At 46.4% G+C, this 18,951-nt stretch carries 19 protein-coding genes and 2 pseudogenes; 7 read left to right on the forward strand and 14 right to left on the reverse strand.

Annotation, left to right across the window (positions count from 1 at the left end; genetic code table 11):
* Positions 1-26: 26 nt before the first annotated feature.
* Complete coding sequence (locus LPW36_RS10105) at positions 27-548, reverse strand: type I-F CRISPR-associated protein Csy2 (protein WP_338085980.1); 522 nt, start codon at positions 546-548, stop codon at positions 27-29.
* On the opposite strand from LPW36_RS10105, the gene LPW36_RS10110 reads away from it, so the two are divergent.
* Positions 474-650, forward strand: a complete 177-nt coding sequence (locus tag LPW36_RS10110) for a hypothetical protein (RefSeq protein WP_230609548.1) — start codon at positions 474-476, stop codon at positions 648-650. The genes LPW36_RS10105 and LPW36_RS10110 overlap by 75 nt on opposite strands.
* Before the next feature lie 81 nt (positions 651-731).
* Here the strand turns inward: LPW36_RS10110 and LPW36_RS10115 are convergent, their stop codons facing one another.
* The 4 genes from LPW36_RS10115 to uvrB all read right to left on the reverse strand — a co-directional run bounded on the left by LPW36_RS10115 (position 732) and on the right by uvrB (position 3,694).
* Complete coding sequence (locus LPW36_RS10115; protein ID WP_230609549.1) at positions 732-1,184, reverse strand: hypothetical protein; 453 nt, start codon at positions 1,182-1,184, stop codon at positions 732-734.
* Between the two features lie 42 nt (positions 1,185-1,226).
* Entirely contained in the window at positions 1,227-1,400 is a 174-nt protein-coding gene (locus tag LPW36_RS10120) for a hypothetical protein (RefSeq protein ID WP_230609550.1), read from the reverse strand.
* Positions 1,401-1,430: 30 nt separating this feature from the next.
* Positions 1,431-1,568 (reverse strand): hypothetical protein, encoded by a 138-nt coding sequence (locus LPW36_RS10125; RefSeq protein WP_230609551.1) that lies wholly within the window; start codon positions 1,566-1,568, stop codon positions 1,431-1,433.
* Positions 1,569-1,672: 104 nt separating this feature from the next.
* Positions 1,673-3,694 carry an excinuclease ABC subunit UvrB gene (gene uvrB, locus LPW36_RS10130; protein ID WP_230609552.1) on the reverse strand — a complete coding sequence of 674 codons (2,022 nt, stop codon included), beginning with the start codon at positions 3,692-3,694 and terminating at the stop codon, positions 1,673-1,675.
* A gap of 891 nt (positions 3,695-4,585) precedes the next feature.
* On the opposite strand from uvrB, the gene LPW36_RS10135 reads away from it, so the two are divergent.
* On the forward strand, positions 4,586-5,410 hold the full coding sequence (locus tag LPW36_RS10135; RefSeq protein WP_230609553.1) for a pyridoxal phosphatase: 825 nt from the start codon (positions 4,586-4,588) through the stop codon (positions 5,408-5,410).
* Between the two features lie 141 nt (positions 5,411-5,551).
* Here the strand turns inward: LPW36_RS10135 and modC are convergent, their stop codons facing one another.
* From modC to LPW36_RS10155, 4 genes are all read right to left on the reverse strand, one after another.
* Entirely contained in the window at positions 5,552-6,619 is a 1,068-nt protein-coding gene (gene modC, locus LPW36_RS10140; RefSeq protein ID WP_230609554.1) for a molybdenum ABC transporter ATP-binding protein ModC, read from the reverse strand.
* Positions 6,619-7,308, reverse strand: coding sequence for a molybdate ABC transporter permease subunit (gene modB, locus LPW36_RS10145; RefSeq protein WP_230609555.1), 690 nt, complete (start codon positions 7,306-7,308; stop codon positions 6,619-6,621). Before modB ends, modC begins: the two co-directional genes overlap by 1 nt.
* Positions 7,305-8,078, reverse strand: coding sequence for a molybdate ABC transporter substrate-binding protein (gene modA / locus LPW36_RS10150; RefSeq protein ID WP_230609556.1), 774 nt, complete (start codon positions 8,076-8,078; stop codon positions 7,305-7,307). Before modA ends, modB begins: the two co-directional genes overlap by 4 nt.
* Before the next feature lie 213 nt (positions 8,079-8,291).
* Positions 8,292-8,435 (reverse strand): AcrZ family multidrug efflux pump-associated protein, encoded by a 144-nt coding sequence (locus LPW36_RS10155; protein WP_230609557.1) that lies wholly within the window; start codon positions 8,433-8,435, stop codon positions 8,292-8,294.
* Between the two features lie 193 nt (positions 8,436-8,628).
* On the opposite strand from LPW36_RS10155, the gene modE reads away from it, so the two are divergent.
* Positions 8,629-9,414, forward strand: a complete 786-nt coding sequence (gene modE, locus LPW36_RS10160) for a molybdenum-dependent transcriptional regulator (protein WP_230609558.1) — start codon at positions 8,629-8,631, stop codon at positions 9,412-9,414.
* Between the two features lie 89 nt (positions 9,415-9,503).
* Here the strand turns inward: modE and LPW36_RS10165 are convergent.
* The 5 genes and pseudogenes from LPW36_RS10165 to xapA form a co-directional block, all read right to left on the reverse strand.
* A pseudogene (locus LPW36_RS10165) lies at positions 9,504-10,401 on the reverse strand (LysR family transcriptional regulator).
* A gap of 87 nt (positions 10,402-10,488) precedes the next feature.
* Positions 10,489-11,259, reverse strand: a complete 771-nt coding sequence (deoC, locus tag LPW36_RS10170; RefSeq protein WP_230609559.1) for a deoxyribose-phosphate aldolase — start codon at positions 11,257-11,259, stop codon at positions 10,489-10,491.
* Positions 11,260-11,279: 20 nt separating this feature from the next.
* Complete coding sequence (locus LPW36_RS10175) at positions 11,280-11,438, reverse strand: XapX domain-containing protein (protein ID WP_230609560.1); 159 nt, start codon at positions 11,436-11,438, stop codon at positions 11,280-11,282.
* Positions 11,439-11,545: 107 nt separating this feature from the next.
* Positions 11,546-12,802, reverse strand: a pseudogene (locus tag LPW36_RS10180) (nucleoside permease).
* A gap of 116 nt (positions 12,803-12,918) precedes the next feature.
* Complete coding sequence (gene xapA, locus LPW36_RS10185; RefSeq protein ID WP_230609561.1) at positions 12,919-13,749, reverse strand: xanthosine phosphorylase; 831 nt, start codon at positions 13,747-13,749, stop codon at positions 12,919-12,921.
* A 222-nt stretch (positions 13,750-13,971) separates the two neighbouring features.
* Between xapA and LPW36_RS10190 the strand changes: the two genes are divergently transcribed.
* The 4 genes from LPW36_RS10190 to LPW36_RS10205 all read left to right on the forward strand — a co-directional run bounded on the left by LPW36_RS10190 (position 13,972) and on the right by LPW36_RS10205 (position 18,837).
* A complete protein-coding gene (locus LPW36_RS10190; protein ID WP_230609562.1) occupies positions 13,972-15,201 on the forward strand; it encodes a phosphopentomutase in 1,230 nt (409 codons plus the stop codon).
* Positions 15,202-15,690: 489 nt separating this feature from the next.
* Positions 15,691-16,455, forward strand: coding sequence for a nucleoside-specific channel-forming Tsx family protein (locus LPW36_RS10195; protein ID WP_230609563.1), 765 nt, complete (start codon positions 15,691-15,693; stop codon positions 16,453-16,455).
* 259 nt (positions 16,456-16,714) lie between these two features.
* Positions 16,715-18,184, forward strand: a complete 1,470-nt coding sequence (gene modF / locus LPW36_RS10200) for a molybdate ABC transporter ATP-binding protein ModF (RefSeq protein ID WP_230609564.1) — start codon at positions 16,715-16,717, stop codon at positions 18,182-18,184.
* 71 nt (positions 18,185-18,255) lie between these two features.
* A complete protein-coding gene (locus LPW36_RS10205; protein ID WP_230609565.1) occupies positions 18,256-18,837 on the forward strand; it encodes a cysteine hydrolase family protein in 582 nt (193 codons plus the stop codon).
* Positions 18,838-18,951 lie beyond the last annotated feature (114 nt).

Consider the following 18,951-nt stretch of genomic DNA (forward strand, 5'->3'; position numbering starts at 1 on the left):
CCTTAGAAAATTTAATAATCGATTAATTAATAAGTCTTTTTAACTTTATGAGTCGCACCGACCAAAAACAGTTGATTCTCAAAATCAGTTTGATAACGCCAAAACATCTGATCAAACTCGATTTGGCTGTTAATAAAACGCCACTCACCGATGGAATACACTGATTCAACAAAATGGGTGGGATATTGAGGTGCGCGAATATCTGCAACATCTGATACCGCAAATTCAGGAACAATTCCCTTATAGCCAACAGGAATAGGTACCAGCCATCCCTTTTTAGCAGACGATGAAACCCACTTAACGTTCGAACTATCCGGCTCATTCCCCGCCTCTACCTCTTCGGGGTGCCAATGGATACCACACAAATCGATAAGTGCATCCAACGAGGTTTTTTCAGGATCTTTCTTCTGTAATTTTTGAGTATGTTCAATCAGCAAGTCTTGCCTGCCAATTAATACAAATGAGGGACTTAATTGCTGCCGAATCGCTCTGATTGCTTCCCAATCTCCGGCGGGATCGCTAACGCCGCTTTTGGTTACGATCCTTATGTCGGTTGGTCTTTTGGCTTTATTGCCGGATGGGCCTGGGCTTCCGCCTGGTACGGTCCGTCGTGGGGGCCCTGGTATGACTGGGATGGCCCAACCCCTTAGTATAATGGCCCTTCTGTTGCCATCAGTAATGTCTATGGCCGTTGGGGCAATACCGTCGCTCAGGGTGTACGCACCGACTGGTCAAATCCATGGACCGGAAACTACGGTACCGGCGTAAGAGGCAGCTTCTACAATCAGGCGACGGGTACCCATGGCTATGGTTATGCTGCCCGTAATACCAATGATTACACCGGAATTAAATCCGGCGTTGCAGGCAACGTTCGCTATAACCCACAAACCGGCAGAGCCGTTGCTTCTCATGGTGCGGCTATCGCTAATCCGGATACCGGAAACGCCATTGCTGCCAACAACAGAACCAGCGTCAATACGCGGACAGGCCGTGTAACCGACAGTGCTCATGTCACAACCCGTACCGATCAGGGAGCTACTTCTGCCCGAGCGTTTAACAGCCAGGGAATTGCAGGAGACGCCCACGGTTCTGGCTATGTTCATTATGATGCCAGCACCGGTCAAATTACCCATGGTGGACACGTCAATACCGATAACGGTTTCTACGCCGGTAAAGACGGTCACGTTTATCACTATGATAAGGGTCAGGGTTGGCAGCAGGTTCAGTCAAACGGTCAGCTCAGGCAAGTTACACCATCGGCCAATGCCGGTGTAGACCGAGATCAACTGGCCCGAACGCCTGCCAATCAGCGTACCGAAGATCGTAGCTACTCCTCTTCTGCTGATATTAACCGGGATAACTTCCAGCAGAACCAACAAAATCGCGTTCAGCAACGTCAAAATATTAATCAAAACTTTGACGGCAGCCGTTTAGGCGGAGGGCAATTCCAGGGCGGCGGAAACCGTATGGAGAATATGCACCAGTTCGATCGGGGAAACCTCTCCCGGGGATTTCAGGGCCGGGTTGGTGGATTCCGGCATTTCAGGTAGATAAACCAAGGCGGCCAAATGGCCGCCTTGGTTATTAATCAGTTCCACAAATTTAGGGCTAACATCATAAAGGCATCACCAACATAACCGTTAAGGTTAATTTACCATCATGACGCATACATTTATGACATGGCTATAAACTGCTCGCGCAGTTTCTGCAACTGATCCCGTAACTGAGCTGCATCTTCAAACTCAAGATTCTGCGCATGCTGATACATTTTGCCTTCCAGCTCGCGAATCTTTTTATCCAATGCCTGAGGTGTCAGTGCAGTGTAATCAGCTTCTGGCTCTGCGGCTTTCTTCTTACCGCGTCCCTTGGCATGTTTCAGCGTACCCAGTCCCTGACCCAACTCCAGAATATCCTCAATCGACTTGTTTAGTCCCTGAGGAATAATTCCGTTGGCCTCGTTATAAGCTATCTGCCGCGCTCTGCGGCGTTCAGTTTCATCAATGGCCTTCGCCATGGAGTTAGTCACTCTGTCGCCGTAGAGAATCGCTTTGCCGTTTAAATTACGTGCTGCACGACCAATGGTCTGGATCAGTGAACGTTCAGAACGCAGGAACCCTTCTTTATCCGCATCCAAAATCGCCACTAACGAGACCTCTGGCATATCTAAACCTTCCCGCAACAGGTTAATCCCGACCAGAACATCAAACTCACCTAAACGCAGGTCGCGGATAATCTCTACCCGCTCAACGGTATCAATATCCGAGTGCAGATAGCGTACACGCTCCCCATGCTCTTCCAGATATTCAGTTAAATCCTCGGCCATCCGCTTAGTTAGCGTAGTGACCAGCACCCGTTCATTTTTCTCCACCCGAATGCGTATTTCAGACAGTAAGTCATCAACCTGAGTAGCAACGGGACGCACTTCAATTAATGGATCCAATAATCCTGTAGGACGTACTACCTGATCGATAACTTCACCACCGGATTTCTCCAGTTCATAATTTCCCGGCGTCGCGGACACATAAATAGTTTGCGGCGCCAATTGTTCAAATTCTTCAAACCGCAACGGACGGTTGTCTAATGCAGATGGCAAACGGAAACCATATTCCACCAGCGTCTCTTTACGCGCTCTATCACCACGATACATACCGCCTAACTGAGGCACGGTTACGTGGGATTCATCAATCACCAGTAGGCCATCGGCCGGTAAGTAATCAAACAGGGTTGGCGGCGGAGCCCCTTCGCCGCGTCCCGATAAATAACGAGAATAGTTTTCGATACCAGAGCAATAACCCAGTTCATTCATCATCTCTATATCAAACTGGGTTCGTTGACTCAGACGCTGCTCTTCCACCAGTTTATCATTTGCCAGTAATACGCGGCGGCGATCGGCCAGCTCAACTTTAATCCCTTCTATCGCTTCCAGGATGCGTTCCCGTGGTGTGACATAGTGCGTTTTAGGGTAGATAGTAAAACGGGGAACCACCTGCTGAACCTGGCCGGTTAGCGGGTCAAAAACTGACAGACGCTCCACTTCATCATCAAACAGTTCAATACGCAAAGCATACTCATCCGATTCAGCCGGGAAGATATCTATCACTTCACCGCGCACCCGAAACGTACTGCGCTGAAAAACCTGATCGTTGCGGGTGTATTGCAATTCAGCCAGACGTTGCAGAATTGAGCGTTGATCGATAATCATACCGCGCGTCAGGTGTAACATCATTTTCAGATAGGCATCCGGATCGCCCAAACCATAAATCGCAGAAACCGACGCCACCAGAACCACATCCCGCCGTTCCAGTAAAGCTTTCGTCGCCGACAACCGCATCTGTTCAATGTGTTCGTTAATCGATGCGTCTTTCTCAATAAAGGTATCCGAACTGGGAACATAGGCTTCAGGCTGGTAGTAATCATAGTAAGAGACGAAATACTCCACCGCATTTTCAGGAAAGAAGGCCTTCATTTCCCCATACAGTTGGGCAGCTAACGTCTTATTTGGCGCCAGAATCATGGTGGGTCTTTCCAACCTGGCGATAACATTAGCAATGGTAAAGGTTTTACCTGAGCCGGTTACCCCAAGTAGCGTTTGGTGAGCTAATCCATCCTCCAGTCCTTCAGCCAACCGCCTGATAGCCTCGGGTTGATCGCCTGCGGGCTGGAAAGCAGAGTTTAATTTGAATGTTTTACTCATGATTCACGCTACCTGAATTGAAAGATTAGCTATCTGAAAATAAAGTCCGATAGAGATCGCAATTTCTATTATGTGGAGCTGGACAGTTTTTTACCACTTCCATTATACTGTATATTAAACCAGTAAAAAACCTCATTTGAGTAACTGGTTAATTTTAAAACAACTATTGTTCCAATAGGGCAAGTATACCCGGAAGGGACAATAGTCAAGTTATAGAAATGTAATTTATCCCCAAAAACGTGTTGACATTTCTCAAATCAACTCGTTTTTTCAGTCATATCCACTGTGCCTTTTTTAGGACGGTTTCCACCTCTTGATTTTAGGTAACAAAATGATATTTAAGCTTTTTTACTTGGCGTCGAGAATGCAAACAAAAACTGAAAAAGCCGCATGAGAACTGGGATGAGGTGATCTTTCTAACGTTAATACACAAGGTTATCCACAGGAATAGTGGATAAGTAAAATTTTCCTACTAATACTGCTGCATTGCGTCCGGTGCCTTTTTTAGAAACTCAGCGAAAAACATCCCTTCAGAAAATTTTTTATCCTGTTTACCAGCGATTTATTCTTAAAAATAATTGAAAAAAACTTTTGGATTTATCCTTTTTGATGATTTTTCTGTTTGCGCCACCAATTTATTATTCCAAACAGAACAGCGATGAAATTTATCATGAACTTTCAGCAAAATGCGTCAAACAGATGCAATATTGCCATATCTCAGGCAATAAGGCGTCATCATCACAGGTTATGATATTCTGATTCGGTTACAAGCATGTTACATATCAAAGATAAAAATGGTTTGGAATTAAACTTTGATAATATGCTGGTTTTATGCTCGAATTGACGCTTCAGCTCCCTCCTATCCTGTAAACAACAGACAATGTAGCCGCCATGAAATATCAGATTATTGCTCTCGACCTCGATGGTACCTTACTAAACTCACATAAGCAGATTTTGCAGGAGTCTCTGGATACCCTTGCCCTTGCTCGTCAGCAAGGCATTAAAGTGGTTATCGTTACCGGACGCCATCACGTTGCTATTCACCCTTTCTATCAGGCTTTGCAACTGGATACACCGGCAATTTGCTGTAATGGTACCTATACCTACCACTATCAAAAGCAACAGGTATTGTCTGGCACACCGCTGACCAAATCACAGGCTACCCGCGTGGCCCAATTGCTACGTAATCATCCAATTCAAAGCCTGATGTATATTGATAACGCCATGACCTTTGAACAGAAAGATGACAGCATCGACCGTTGGTATGCCTGGGCCGCTCGCCTTCCGGAGAATCAACGGCCGAATATGCTTCATGTGGATAAATTCGAAACGGCAATTAATCAGGCAGATAACGTATGGAAGTTTGCCACCTCCAGCGATGATGAGGAGGCACTGAAGCACTTTAGTCATCTGGTAGAAAAAGAGCTGGGGCTGGCCTGTGAACGCTCCTGGCATAATCAGATAGATCTGGCTCAACAAGGCAACAGTAAAGGCAATCGACTGCGTGAGTGGGTCGAATCTCAGGGAATTAGCATGAATAACGTCATCGCTTTCGGCGATAACCTGAATGATGTCAGTATGCTGTCTCAGGCAGGATTAGGGGTTGCAATGGGTAACAGTAGCGATGAGGTAAAAATGCACGCCAATCTGGTAGCCGGAGAAAATGACACCCCTACCATCGCAAATATCATCCGCGAGCGTGTTTTGCAGCAGTAAGGCGGACCAGACCAGACGCACACCACAGCTGAGTACAGACGGTTTACTGACCGCTTTCGGTACCGATATAAGCACTGTGTTTTTACGATCGGAATATGCACAGATGCTGATTTATTAGCGCTATCAAAAATAGCGTCATCATCACCACGCCTCACGACTAATCGACACGCTCTTAACCTGTGCAAACAGTGCCTGTCCCACATGGATGTTTAACTCATCCCGGGCCCAGGGGGTGATTCTGGCCCAAATGGCGTGTTGTCCTACCGACAGTTTCACATCAATACGCTCGTCCGCAGGATGAATTTCTGTCACCTCAGCGGCCAGCACGTTGCGGATACTGCTATCCTGTGGTTTGGTTAATGCTAAAGAGACATCCGCAGCATTAATACGAATGCGCAATCTTTCCCCCTGTGGTACATCGACCCGATTCACCCACAGACATTGTTCTCCTAATGCCAGCGCACTCATCAGATATTTATCATGCTGTTGCAGTAAGGTCACATTCAACACACTGCTTTGTTCATCCTGCTGTAACCAGGGTGTCATTGCATCACTGGCCCAGACCGCTTCCAGTTCCCCGGAAGCTCTGACTTTCCCGCTATCCAGCACTATAACCTGTTCCGCCAGCCGCAAAATCTCCTCCATGCTGTGGGTGACATACAGTATGGGAATATTCACATCTTTGGCTAAACGCTCCAGATAGGGGATCAGTTCCCGTTTGCGGGGAACATCCAGTGAGGCTAAGGGTTCATCCATCAATAACAGTTCTGGCGCAGTTAACAAAGCGCGACCAATAGCCACCCGCTGTTTTTCACCGCCGGATAAAGTAACAGGAAAACGTTTAAGTAAATGACCAATCCCCAGCAGTTCAACAATATCATCAAACTGAGGCTGCATTTGCGGCTGCATACCGTATTGCAGGTTGCCTTTGGTACTGTAGTGGGGAAACAGCCTTGCATCCTGAAAGACATAGCCAATACGACGCTTTGCCGGTGGCAAACAAATTCCGCGTGAACAATCCACCAGCACCCTGTCGTTTAAAATAATTTCACCGCTGTCCGGGCGAGTTAAGCCACTGACGGCGTTAATTAATGAAGTCTTACCCGCGCCAGACAGGCCAAAAATTGCGGTAATACCATCACCGGGAACTTCAACGGAGATATCCATCTCCAGCGCACCCAGCCGCTGTTTAAAATTTAGCTTTAACATCAGCCTTTCAGCCTCCGTTGACTCCAGCGCGCCAGCCATTCAGACATCAGCAACGACAATAACGACAGCAAAATGGCAATAATGCACAGGCGAGCCGCATCCCCTTCTGCACCGGGTGTTTCAATCAGGGTATACATCGCCAATGGGATGGTACGTGTTTCACCGGGAATATTAGAGACAAAGGTAATGGTTGCGCCAAACTCCCCCAACGATCGGGCAAAGGCCAGCACCACACCGGCTAACAAGCCGGGAAAAGCCAGCGGTAATGTGATAGTAAACAGTACCCGCCAGAAACTGGCGCCCAGAGTTCTGGCTGCCTGTTCCAGTTTGGTATCCACGGCTTCAAGCGCCAGCCGAATAGCGCGGACCATCAGGGGAAAGGCAATAACCGCAGAAGCAAAGGCGGCGCCGCGCCAGCTAAAGGTAAAGCTGAAGCCAAACCACTGATATAGCCATTCACCTATAATGCCTCTGCGACCAAAGCCAATTAACAGTAAATAGCCTATCACCACTGGCGGTAACACCAGTGGAAGATGAATAACGCTATCCAGTAAGGCTTTGCCCGGAAACTGGCAGCGGGCCAGAATCCAGGCAACAAAAATACCAACAGGCAAACTGAAAGCCACTGCCACGCCAGCCACTTTCAGACTGAGCAGCAGGGCTTCTAACTCATATTGAGATAACATCATTTAGTACGTGGACTGAATCCATATTTTTCAAATACTGCTGAAGCTTCCGGTGTAGTCAGGTATTTAGCAAACGCCTGCACTGCCGGGGTTGCATGATCTTTTACCGCTGCCATAGGATACTCTACCGGTAAGTGGCTGTCGTCAGGGAAAATACCGACCATTTTTACTTTTTTACTGGCAACGACATCAGAGCCATACACAATACCCAATGGCGCTTCACCACGTTCAACCAATGCTAAGGCTGCACGCACATTGTTGGCACGAGCCATCTTCAGTGACAGTTGATCCCAAACGCCAAGGAAGGTTAATGCCTGCCTGGTATAAATGCCTGCCGGAACATGATCAGGATCGCCAACCGCTAAACGCCCATCTTTCAGTAAAGATGACCAGTCGGTTACTTTATTCACATTAACGTGTTTTAGCGAGCTATCTGCCGGTGCAACCAGAACCAGATCGTTGCCCAGCAGGGTTACGCGGGTTTTGTCATCCATCAGTTTCTTTTCAACAACATAGTCCATCCACTGTTGGTCGGCAGAGATAAACATATCTGCCGGGGCACCCTGCTCTATTTGACGAGCCAATGTGGAAGAAGAGGCAAACGAGGAAGCGACCTCTACACCGCTTTTTTTCTTATAGTCTGTTGCGATTTCTTCCAGCGCGTTGGTTAAGGATGCCGCAGCAAATACGGTAATTTTTTCTGCTGCTGATGCGGTTTGTAGCAAAGTAGCAGCTAACAATCCAACCAGAGTGAGTTTCAGTTTATTCTTCATTTTAGCCTCGTTATTTTATTGTCATTACTATCGAGCAATATCGCCCTTCGATATATAATGAAAAACATAATGCTTTCCCGTTTACTTGTCATCGACTGATGTTTGATTTATGAAAGAACTACCGAAAAGAGGTATCGCAGAAACAAAAAACACCGGCCTGCTATGCAGGCCGGTGTCATAAAATATTCAGCGTTACGCTAATCCCTGAAGGGATCAGTTATTGCGGGTTTTGCCTGGGCCCAGTTTGGAGATAAAGTTAAACACTTCTCCCAGACCGTAAATCAATCCTAAAATAATTGCCATTACCACGGGAACCATACAGGCGGCAAATACCAGACTTTTTAATAACTCAAACATAAGTTCCTCTTTTAACTATCCATGCTGATGCATGTTCGCAATGGTTTAATTACCGGCGGTATTAATTAATATAACACAGAGTTTATCAGCTATCCGCTGATAATTTTCATCTATCTGTGCTGCCATGACATTTGGCAGAATAATAAAAATAAAGGAGAATGACATATGCCTTTACCAAACGGACCCTATCGCGATGAATGCTGAAATTTTACTTACCCTGAAATTACAAGGCCACCTTTTCGCCGACCCACGTCGTATTGCTTTGCTAAAACAAATTGAACATACCGGTTCAATCAGTCAGGGGGCCAAACTGGCGGAAATCAGCTATAAGAGCGCCTGGGATGCGGTTAACGAGATGAATAAGTTAACCGATAACCTATTGGTCGAACGTGCTACCGGTGGTAAAGGCGGCGGCGGTGCTCATTTGACACCTTATGGTAAACGCCTGCTTCAACTTTACGATCTGCTGGAAAAAATACAGCAGAAAGCGTTTGATGTGTTGCAAGATGACACCATGCCATTGGACAGCCTGCTGGCAGCCATTGCGCGTTTCTCGTTACAAACCAGTGCCCGAAATCAATTCTTTGGCACCATTCACGAGCGTCAATCAGCGAATCTGTCTGACTGTGTTACTTTGCTGATGAACGACGGCAAAACTGAAATCCATGCATCGCTAACCCAACAAAGTATTCATCGATTACAACTCTCTCAGGGAAAAGAGGTGTTAGCGCTGATCAAAGCACCACTGATCGATTTACACCAACAGCCTCCCGCCGCCAGTGATAACTGCCTGCGCAGTACAGTAACCTCGGTAAACACCAGCGGGCATCGTTGCGAAGTATTATTACAGTTGGATGGCGGAGAAACCCTCTGCTCTACCATTTCCAGGCAGCAGGCAGAGGCCTTATCCGTTCAGTCAGGGCAAGTACTATGGGCAACATTTAGTGCAGAAAGCGTGATTATTGCCACACTGTGCTAAAAAGCCACCATGCATTGTCGTGAATGACCACGGGTGCCAATTAATCCCCCGTCTGCAGAGCATTCAATTGGCACCCTGAGATAAAAAATTTACTGGGCAGAAACTACCTTCAGCTCATCAATCAGCCTCAGGGTTGTTGACGTGATCTGTGATTCATCATAAACCACATATAAATCGGCAGGGATCCGCTCCTCCAGCGGTCGAAAAATCACCCCCGGCCAGTTCATTTGAGCGTAGCTGTCCGCTATCAAGGTAATTCCCAATCCCATACTGATTAATGCCAGCACCGTTTGTGGCTCTACTGCCTCACGCACAATATGAGGGGAAAAGCCCGCTTTGTTGCACACTTTTTGTAAAAAGGACCAGTCCGAATGCACCGCTGGCAGGGTTACAAAGGCTTCATTTCTTAATTCATGTAGAGGAATAGAATCATATCTGGCCAGACGATGCTCACTCGGTAGAGCCACCAAAAAAGAAGCCTGCTGTAATCGCAGACTGGTTAACCCCTGAGGGGGAATAGAGACCATTCGCCAGATACCGGCATCAATTTCGTGGCGCTCCAACATGGCCATCTGAATACCGGGGGGGGTTTCACGAAAGATAATATCTACGGAAGGGTTCGCTTTAATAAAGCTATGCAGTATTGGTCTTAATCCTCCCCCATAAAGCGGTTCCGACAATGCCCAGCTCTATTCGCCCTCGCTCTCCCCTGCCTATTTGCTCAACCCGGGCCAGTGCCTGATTGGTTGCCGCCAACAGATTGCGCGTCTCTTCCATCAGTACCTTTCCCGCATGAGTCAGCGCAACACTGCGGGAATGGCGAATAAACAGCATGGTTCCTAGCTGGGCTTCCAGTTCCTTTATATGAATACTGAGCGGCGGCTGCGACATATTCAGGCGCACCGCCGCTTTGCCAAAATGAAGTTCTTCCGCTACCGCTAAAAAATAGCGTAATAGCTTCAGGTCAGTGCGATAAACACGTTCAATTGAATCCACATCGACTCCTGTCCAGGGTATTCTTTATCGTTAGTTTATATTACCACCAGTCAGAACTTCACCATGGCAAATTAAGCATCAATAGCCATTTTGAGACGTAGCGGACTGTTTATCGTCCAGCGTAGCCAGTAAACTCGCCAACAGGCTGGAAGCACCAAAGCGAAAATGCGCTGGCGTTATCCATGTTTCTCCCAGTAAGCGAGCCGCAATAGACAGATAATGTTGTGCCTCTTCCGCAGAGCGAACCCCTCCGGCAGCCTTAAAACCACAGCGACCGCCCTTTTCAGCAATCACACCAAGCATGATTTCTGCCGCTTCCGGCGTGGCATTAACCGGCACTTTACCGGTAGAGGTTTTAATAAAATCAGCTCCGGCATCAATAGCGATTGTTGATGCCTGACGAATCAATTCCTGCGTTTTTAGCTCTCCGCTTTCAATGATCACTTTCAGCAGCTTATCGCCACAGGCCGCTTTACAGGCAGCAACCAGATCGTAACCGATTTGGCTATTCCCGGTCTGTAACGCACGCCACGGAAATACGACATCAACCTCATCAGCTCCCGCTGCAATAGCCGCTTTAGTTTCGCGTTCGGCTAATGCCACATCTGCCGCTCCGGCAGGAAAATTCGTTACGGTGGCTATCTGCACCGCAGATAACCCCTGCCCGACCAGAGCACGGCGTGCATCAGCAATAAAAGCAGGATAAACACAAACGGCAGCAGGATGACCGTAAGCAGTTTTAGCGTTTTGGCAAAGCTTGTTAATAACCTCTGTGGTGTCATTATCGTTTAATGAGGTGAGGTCCATAAGATTCAGCGCCTGTCGGGCAATGGTTTTCAAATTCTGCATGTTGCTTGTTCCTCTATTTTTTATTGCATAACCCATTTGATAGCCAGATAACCAATATACATGAAGACAATGGTCAACACCCCAGGCAGAACGTTAGGTGCCGGAATGGGAACCCGAAGAAATGTACACAGCGCCCCTACGGCAAAACCTACTCCGGAAGATAATAGAATCTCTTTCATTTACTACTCAATTAACATACAGCTATTGCCCGATCGTCATGCTCAGGCCTGATAAAATTGAATGTCTGAAAAGATAAGCCCGCCGAAACGGGCTCTGTTTTCACTATTTAGTGAGCAATACTGGTTTGAGCCAGTTTTTCTGGTTGATGCTTGTACTGGAAGGTAAAGAAAAACACCACCGCCAGCAGCACTGCATAAGCCGCAAAGACTAACCAGATGGTGTGCCAGTCTTTAATGCCATCGACAGAGAAGTAATCTACGGCTTTACCGCTCAGGATTGCACCAACATAGGCACCAACGCCGTTGACCATCGTCATAAACAGACCCTGGGCACTGGCCCGAATATCCGAACTGACTTCCTGTTCAACAAATACCGAACCGGAAATATTGAAGAAGTCAAAAGCACAGCCATAAACGATCATTGACATCATCAGCAGCACAAAACCGACCGGGGAAGGATCGCCATAGGCAAACAATCCAAAGCGCAGGCACCAGGCCACCATGCTTAACAACATGACGGTTTTAATACCAAAACGTTTAAGAAAGAACGGAATCGTCAGAATAAACAGTACTTCTGACATTTGTGAAACCGACAGTAAAATGGATGGGTATTTCACAACAAAGCTGTCTTTAAACTCCGGATTTAGCGCAAAGTCGTGCAGGAACGGGCTACCAAAGGTATTGGTAATCTGTAATACCGCCCCTAACAGCATGGCAAATAGAAAAAATACAGCCATTCTCGGTTTTTTGAATAACACAAAAGCATCCAGTCCTAACATACTGACCTAGGTCTGATTTTGCTTTTTATTCGCCGTTGGGATGGAAGGTAAGGTTAATGAATAGGCAGCCAACAGCAATGATGCCCCTGAAGCGATATACAGTTGCATATTGCTTAATTCAAGCCCTAACAGACTGATGGTCCACATAGCAACGATAAAGCCGATGGTGCCAAACACCCGAATAGGCGGAAAGTTACTTACCGTATCCAATCCGGCTTTTTCCAGACAGGAATAAGAGATGGTATTAGATAGCGCAATGGTGGGCATAAATGTCATGGCGTTAATCAGCATCACCCAAAACATCAGTCCTGGCTCATTGATACTGGCAGCATAAAACAGCGCCGCTGCACATACCAGATGGCACAAGGTATAAACCCGGTTAGCCCTCATCCACTTATCGACAATAATACCAATCAAACTTGGCATCAGTACCGCAGCTAATCCCTTGGTGCTATATACCACACCAACCGATGCGCCGTTAAAGTGAAGCGTATTAATCATGTAGGAACCCAGCGTTACCAGCCAGCTTCCCCATATGAAATACTGCAAAAACGACATGATTTTCAGGCGGTTTTTAATTCCCATGTTGTTTCCCCTTCCCATCATATGTCTGGCGCATTGGTGATAACACCAAATGATGTAACATCACAGATAACTTCATTAATGCAGACATTCCTGTCTCCTTATGGATGTTCTCTGTTTTAAGCCAGCTTGCGTAAAAAACCGCAAATCAGGGTAATAAAGTTCTGGCGGGAGAGCTCTGCCGCAGCCAGCGTTTGTGCATGGGATAACGTCACCTTGCCTAATCCTTCCGCCAGATTGGTAATCGCCGATACCGCAACCACTTTTAATCCACAGTGACGCGCAGAAATAACCTCTGGTACCACTGACATACCCACTACATCACCGCCGATAATCTGCATCATGCGGATCTCTGCCGCGGTTTCGAAGTTAGGCCCCGGATAAGAGACAAAAACCCCTTCAGACAGCGGGAAACCTGACTCTTTCGCCACTTGCTGAAGCACCGCACGATAATCAGCATCATAAGCATTAGCCAGAGTGAAAAAGCGCTCACCAAAGCGTTCATCGTTTAAACCCACCATCGGCGTACCCGGCATGGTATTAATATGATCGTTTAGAGAAACCAGACTTCCCGGCTCCACTTCAGGGCGTAAAGAGCCTGCGGCATTGGTTGAAAACAACAGCTCACAACCCAGCAGTTTAAAGGTGCGAATAGCATCGGTCATAATGGTCATGCCGCGGCCTTCATAAAAGTGTCCGCGCCCTTTCATACAGGCTACCGGCACGCCAGAAAGCGTACCCAACACCAACTCCCCCGCATGACCATGAACGGTACTGACCGGAAATCCTGGTAACTTTTCATAAGAGATAGCAACCGCATCTTCAATTTGTTCAGCCAGGGCACCCAGTCCGGAACCTAAAATAAAAGCAACTCGAGGTGTAAAGTCAGGTTTATATTTACGAATAATATCCGCAGCATAAAATGGATTTTGAGATAATTCTTGTGACATAACAGTTTTCCTCATTGATTGAGTTTTTTTAGTTTTTAATCGCAATAAAGCGTTTCTTTTTAATCCTGTTATTTATACCGACTGCCAAATCACTTTATCCAATATTGTTTTTCCATAAGATTGATATGGATTTAATATTGATTAATTTCACCCACTCCAATCAATTCCTGTTATATATAATTTTATATCACTTAACTGGCTGAATTATTATCCGGAGATAATATGCGCGCGATTATTTTAATCATGGACTCCTTTGGCGTGGGAGCAACACCCGATGCTGATACATTTGGTGATACCGGTTCAGATACGCTGGGCCACATTGCGGAATATTGTGCAACCGGTCGGGCCGGGCAAGGTCGCCATGGCCCATTAACCTTACCTAATCTGGAACAGTTAGGGTTGGGGCTGGCGGGTCAACTGGCTACCGGCAAATTACCGGCGGGCTTTAACCCCAATCCGGTTATTCGTGCTGCTTATGGTGCGGCAAAAGAGGCGTCTTCCGGTAAAGATACACCTTCCGGCCACTGGGAGCTGGCGGGTGTTCCGGTTCGTTTTGACTGGGGCTATTTCAGTGAACCGACCGACACTTTTCCACAAAGCCTACTGGACAATCTGGTACGCAGAGCCAACCTGCCCGGCTATCTGGGAAACTGTCACTCATCCGGTACCGTAATTCTTGATCGATATGCACAAGAGCATATGACCAGCGGTAAACCCATTTTTTATACCTCGGCAGACTCCGTGTTTCAGATTGCCTGTCATGAAGAAACCTTTGGTCTGGAACGCCTATATCAACTGTGTGAAATCGCCCGCGAAGAGGTTGACCCATATAACATTTGCCGGGTCATTGCCCGTCCGTTTGTAGGGGATGCCCGCAGCGGATTTACCCGAACCGGCAATCGTCATGACCTGGCGGTAGAACCGCCAGCAGATACCGTATTGAAAAAGCTGGTTGATGCCGGTGGCTCAGTGATTGCTATTGGTAAGATTTCAGACATCTATGCCGGCGTTGGCATTAGCCAAAAAATGAAAGCCAACGGTCTGGATGCTTTGTGGGATGCTACATTAGAAGCAACCGCACAGGATAATGATGACAGTATCATCATGACTAACTTTGTTGATTTTGACCAAAATTACGGCCACCGTCGGGATATTTCCGGTTACGCCGCAGCGCTGGAGCTGTTTGACCGTCGCCTGCCGGAGCTTTACCCACTTTTGCGTGATGATGATGTTGTTATTATCACCGCCGACCACGGCTGCGATCCCACCTGGCCAGGCTCCGACCATACCCGTGAACATATTCCGGTTCTGGTCTACGGTAAGCAAATACACAACGGCAGCCTGGGAATACGGGAGTCCTTTATTGATATCGGTCAAAGCCTGGCAACCTGGTTTGGGTTACCGCCATTCAGCGAAGGCATCAGCTTTTTAAACAAGGCGTCACCTCGCTAATTACCTGTTTTAACTATCTTAAACCGTTAGATAATCGGGAGCGTTAAATATTAACGTTCCCGATTTTATTTAATAACCAATTTATTTTGAATCAACCAAACAATCCTTTATAAAAACAATTTTTTTCAATTAATAAATCAATCACTCATTAAAAAATAAAAATAGAAAAACATTTTCTCTTAATTAGTTTACAGCACAATTAAATAACCACCTGCCATTATATTTTTTGACTGTCATCACAGAAACCAAATCATAATCATTTCAGATAAAACGATCATTGTTTGTTTTTTTAATGACAATTGTTTGTTTTAAATAGGCTAATTAGCATTCATATTAAAATTATATTAATCACTAAAAATTGAATATTGGTTTTATTTCTTCTCCCCCTTTAATAATACAGCGCCATCATTTTATTCCGGCATAACAACAATCAAATTCTATTCGGGAGAACTTCCCAAATACGCTTATTGGACAAAGGGAATAACATTAATGAAAAAATATCTCTCCGGCATGGTTGCTCTTACCGCTGTTGCTGTCAGCCCCGCGATTCAGGCTGAATATCTCCGGGGCTTTGCTGATATCGGTATTCACTATCTTGACTGGACGTCTCACACCACTCATCGAACCTCACATAAATCTCATAAAGATGACTTTGCCTATCTGGAACTGGAAGGCGGTGCCGGTTTTACCTGGGGTGAAACCTATGGCTTTTTTGACTGGGAAAACCCGTTTAATGACCGACACGATAAACCGGGTAGCGAGCAACGCTATACCTTTAAAAACACTAATCGTATCTATCTTGGGGATACAGGTTTTAACCTGTACGGTCATGTTTATGGTACCTATGGCTCACCAAAGGGCAGAAACTTTCATGATGTTATGGCCCTTTACGGCTTAGGTTATAACTTTAAACTGGATCAATTCTGGTTTAAGCCATTTATCGCCAAGCGCTACACCGACCAAACCTATTACAGCGGCAATAATGGTTATGTATTTGGCTGGGTAGCCGGTTATGACTTTAACCTCTGGAATGAAAAGTTTGCTCTGACCAACTGGACAGAGTATGAGTTCGACCGTGCGGACCGCTACGCCGCCGGTAACGGAGGAAAAGAGGGTATCAACGGTGCCGCTGCACTGTGGTGGAAACCAAACCCATCTATCTCCACCGGAATTCAGTACCGCTATGCGGATAACAAGCTGGGGGAAAGCTTCCTGCAGGACGGTATTATCTATTCAGTGAAATATAATTTCTAATCGAATTTTAGTTAATAAAAAGCCTGTGAGAGCTAAAATTCACAGGCTCATTCTCCCAAAATCTCCCTTCACTATTTATAATCTTCTATTCATATCGCCTGTTTACCGTACCTTTCTAAACAAAAAATTGCCGTTGTGCTAAAAAGCAGCACGTTATGTGGTGTTATTTCACTTTTATTTTGAGATGCTTATAAACAGCTATAGTCACATCATAAAAAATAATAAGAACTTACTGATATTCAGGTAGAAAGGTCATGATATGAAACAGTTAACTATTACTGATGGATGCTTCCGATTAAGCGATACCAAAACCCTAACCCTGCCTGCACTTACTCTAAATGAGGGGGAAAGCTGGGGTTTTGTTGGCGCTAACGGCAGTGGAAAATCGGCGCTGGCCAGAGCCCTATCCGATGAACTCATTCTGCTTAACGGCTTCCGCCATAACAACTTCCAACATATTGTTCGCCTGTCTTTTGAACAGCTACAAAAAATTATTGAAGAAGAATGGCAGCGCAATAACACTGACCTGCTAAGTGAAGGGGAAGACGATACCGGCCGAACTACCGCAGAAATCATTCAGTCAGAACATCACCATCAAGACAAATGCCAACAGCTGGCGGAAATGTTTGGTATCAGCCATCTGCTTAATCGTCGGTTTAAATACCTCTCTACCGGTGAAACCCGCAAAACACTACTCTGTCAGGCGCTTATCTCCTCCCCTGACCTGTTAATTTTAGATGAACCATTCGATGGATTAGATGTAGCCTCGCGTCAACAGTTAGCCAGTTTACTGGCTCAGTTATCCGCCAATGGCCTGACGTTAGTGCTGGTTCTGAACCGGTTTGATCAAATCCCGAACTTTATTACTCACGTTGGTGTACTGGCAGACTGCCACCTGACCCGTATTGGTTCGCGTCAGGAGATCCTGTCAGAAGCGCTAGTTGCCCAACTGGCCCGGAGCGAACGAATAGCGGGAGTGTCTCTGCCACCACCAGAAACTATCATTGAGCGCACCTTTTCAGCCGATACTCCACTGATAACCCTCAACAACTGCCTGATTAGCTATAATGACCAGCCAATTATTAACGGCCTGAACTGGCAGGTTAAACCGGATGAACACTGGCAAATTGTCGGCCCTAACGGTGCAGGTAAATCAACCTTACTGAGTTTAATTACCGGGGACCATCCGCAAGGATACAGCAACGATCTGACGCTATTTGGCCGTCGTCGCGGCAGTGGCGAAACCATATGGGATATCAAAAAACATATTGGATATGTCAGCAGCAGCCTGCATCAGGATTATCGGGTTAGCACCAGCGTAAGCAATGTCATTCTTTCCGGCTATCTGGATTCTATTGGTATCTATCAGGCAACCCCAGATATCCAGGAAAAACTCACTCAACAATGGTTGGATATGTTAGGACTCAGTCAACAGGCTGATAGCCCTTTTCATTCGTTATCATGGGGACAACAGCGATTAACCCTGATTGCCCGGGCGCTGGTAAAACATCCAATGCTGTTAATTCTTGATGAACCGCTACAGGGACTGGATCCACTCAATCGGCAGTTAGTCAGACGCTGGATTGATGTGTTAATGAGTGAAGGTAACAGCCAGTTGCTGTTTGTTTCCCATCATGCAGAAGATGCCCCTGAGTGCATCACCCATCGTCTGAGCTTTATTCCTACTGGTAATAGCTATGCTTATGCGATAGAACAGCTGCCGGGTTAAGCTTCATCGACTATGCTTAAAAGCGGTGACTGAAAAAATATTATCTCAGCCAATGAATACAGGGAAACCTTATGTCCAGTGCTTTAATTATCATTGACCTTATTGAAGAGATTGTCGGCGAACATGGGCGTTCCAACAGTAGCCATCAACAAGTTCAGGAACGCCGTCTGGTTCCATTAACCAATCAGGCAGTGGCTTTCGCCCGCCGACACCATATACCCGTTATTTGGGTTAAGGTCGGTTTTGCTGATGATTACCATGATATCCCTCCCTACTCCCCATTGTTTAATCTGGCGAAAAAAAATGGCGCTCTGCGCCTGAGCGATCCCGGCTGTCAGTGGGTGAAAGATCTGGACGTACAGCCAGAAGATGAAGTGGTGATTAAGAAAGCCGTTTCTGCCTTCGCGGGCAATAACCTTTATGACTGGCTAACGGGACGGGGATACGACCATATTCTGTTAGGCGGAGTAAGTTCCCTGATGGCTATCCAGAGCACCGCCCGTCAGGCTCACGACCTGGGATTTAAGGTCACGGTACTGGAGGATCTCTGTGCCGCTGCCTCCCCGGAACTCCATCAGCAAAGTATGCAATCCCTTACGCCACTGGCTGAAATCACCACCAGTATGCAGTGGCAGGAACATAGCACCTCATAATCAGGTAGGTTCAATTTTATCATTTTGCCAGCCCCATGCTGGTTATGTGGGGCTACTTTTGATTGCCCTTTTCGCATCATTTACCATTAAAATGTAAACGCTTTCATTTTTTTA

Origin of the sequence: Limnobaculum eriocheiris (assembly GCF_021010575.1) — a bacterium.
Lineage (GTDB): Bacteria > Pseudomonadota > Gammaproteobacteria > Enterobacterales > Enterobacteriaceae > Limnobaculum > Limnobaculum eriocheiris.

Excerpts from the sequence above, each read along its gene's own strand:
- LPW36_RS10190 (WP_230609562.1), top strand. The coding sequence starts at position 13,972 with ATGCGCGCGATTATTTTAATCATGGACTCCTTTGGCGTGGGAGCAACA.
- LPW36_RS10135 (WP_230609553.1), top strand. The coding sequence starts at position 4,586 with ATGAAATATCAGATTATTGCTCTCGACCTCGATGGTACCTTACTAAAC.
- LPW36_RS10195 (WP_230609563.1), top strand. The coding sequence starts at position 15,691 with ATGAAAAAATATCTCTCCGGCATGGTTGCTCTTACCGCTGTTGCTGTC.
- deoC (WP_230609559.1), bottom strand. The coding sequence starts at position 11,259 with ATGCAGAATTTGAAAACCATTGCCCGACAGGCGCTGAATCTTATGGAC.
- LPW36_RS10155 (WP_230609557.1), bottom strand. The coding sequence starts at position 8,435 with ATGTTTGAGTTATTAAAAAGTCTGGTATTTGCCGCCTGTATGGTTCCC.
- xapA (WP_230609561.1), bottom strand. The coding sequence starts at position 13,749 with ATGTCACAAGAATTATCTCAAAATCCATTTTATGCTGCGGATATTATT.
- modE (WP_230609558.1), top strand. The coding sequence starts at position 8,629 with ATGAATGCTGAAATTTTACTTACCCTGAAATTACAAGGCCACCTTTTC.
- LPW36_RS10205 (WP_230609565.1), top strand. The coding sequence starts at position 18,256 with ATGTCCAGTGCTTTAATTATCATTGACCTTATTGAAGAGATTGTCGGC.
- modF (WP_230609564.1), top strand. The coding sequence starts at position 16,715 with ATGAAACAGTTAACTATTACTGATGGATGCTTCCGATTAAGCGATACC.
- modC (WP_230609554.1), bottom strand. The coding sequence starts at position 6,619 with ATGTTAAAGCTAAATTTTAAACAGCGGCTGGGTGCGCTGGAGATGGAT.
- modA (WP_230609556.1), bottom strand. The coding sequence starts at position 8,078 with ATGAAGAATAAACTGAAACTCACTCTGGTTGGATTGTTAGCTGCTACT.
- uvrB (WP_230609552.1), bottom strand. The coding sequence starts at position 3,694 with ATGAGTAAAACATTCAAATTAAACTCTGCTTTCCAGCCCGCAGGCGAT.
- LPW36_RS10175 (WP_230609560.1), bottom strand. The coding sequence starts at position 11,438 with ATGAAAGAGATTCTATTATCTTCCGGAGTAGGTTTTGCCGTAGGGGCG.
- modB (WP_230609555.1), bottom strand. The coding sequence starts at position 7,308 with ATGATGTTATCTCAATATGAGTTAGAAGCCCTGCTGCTCAGTCTGAAA.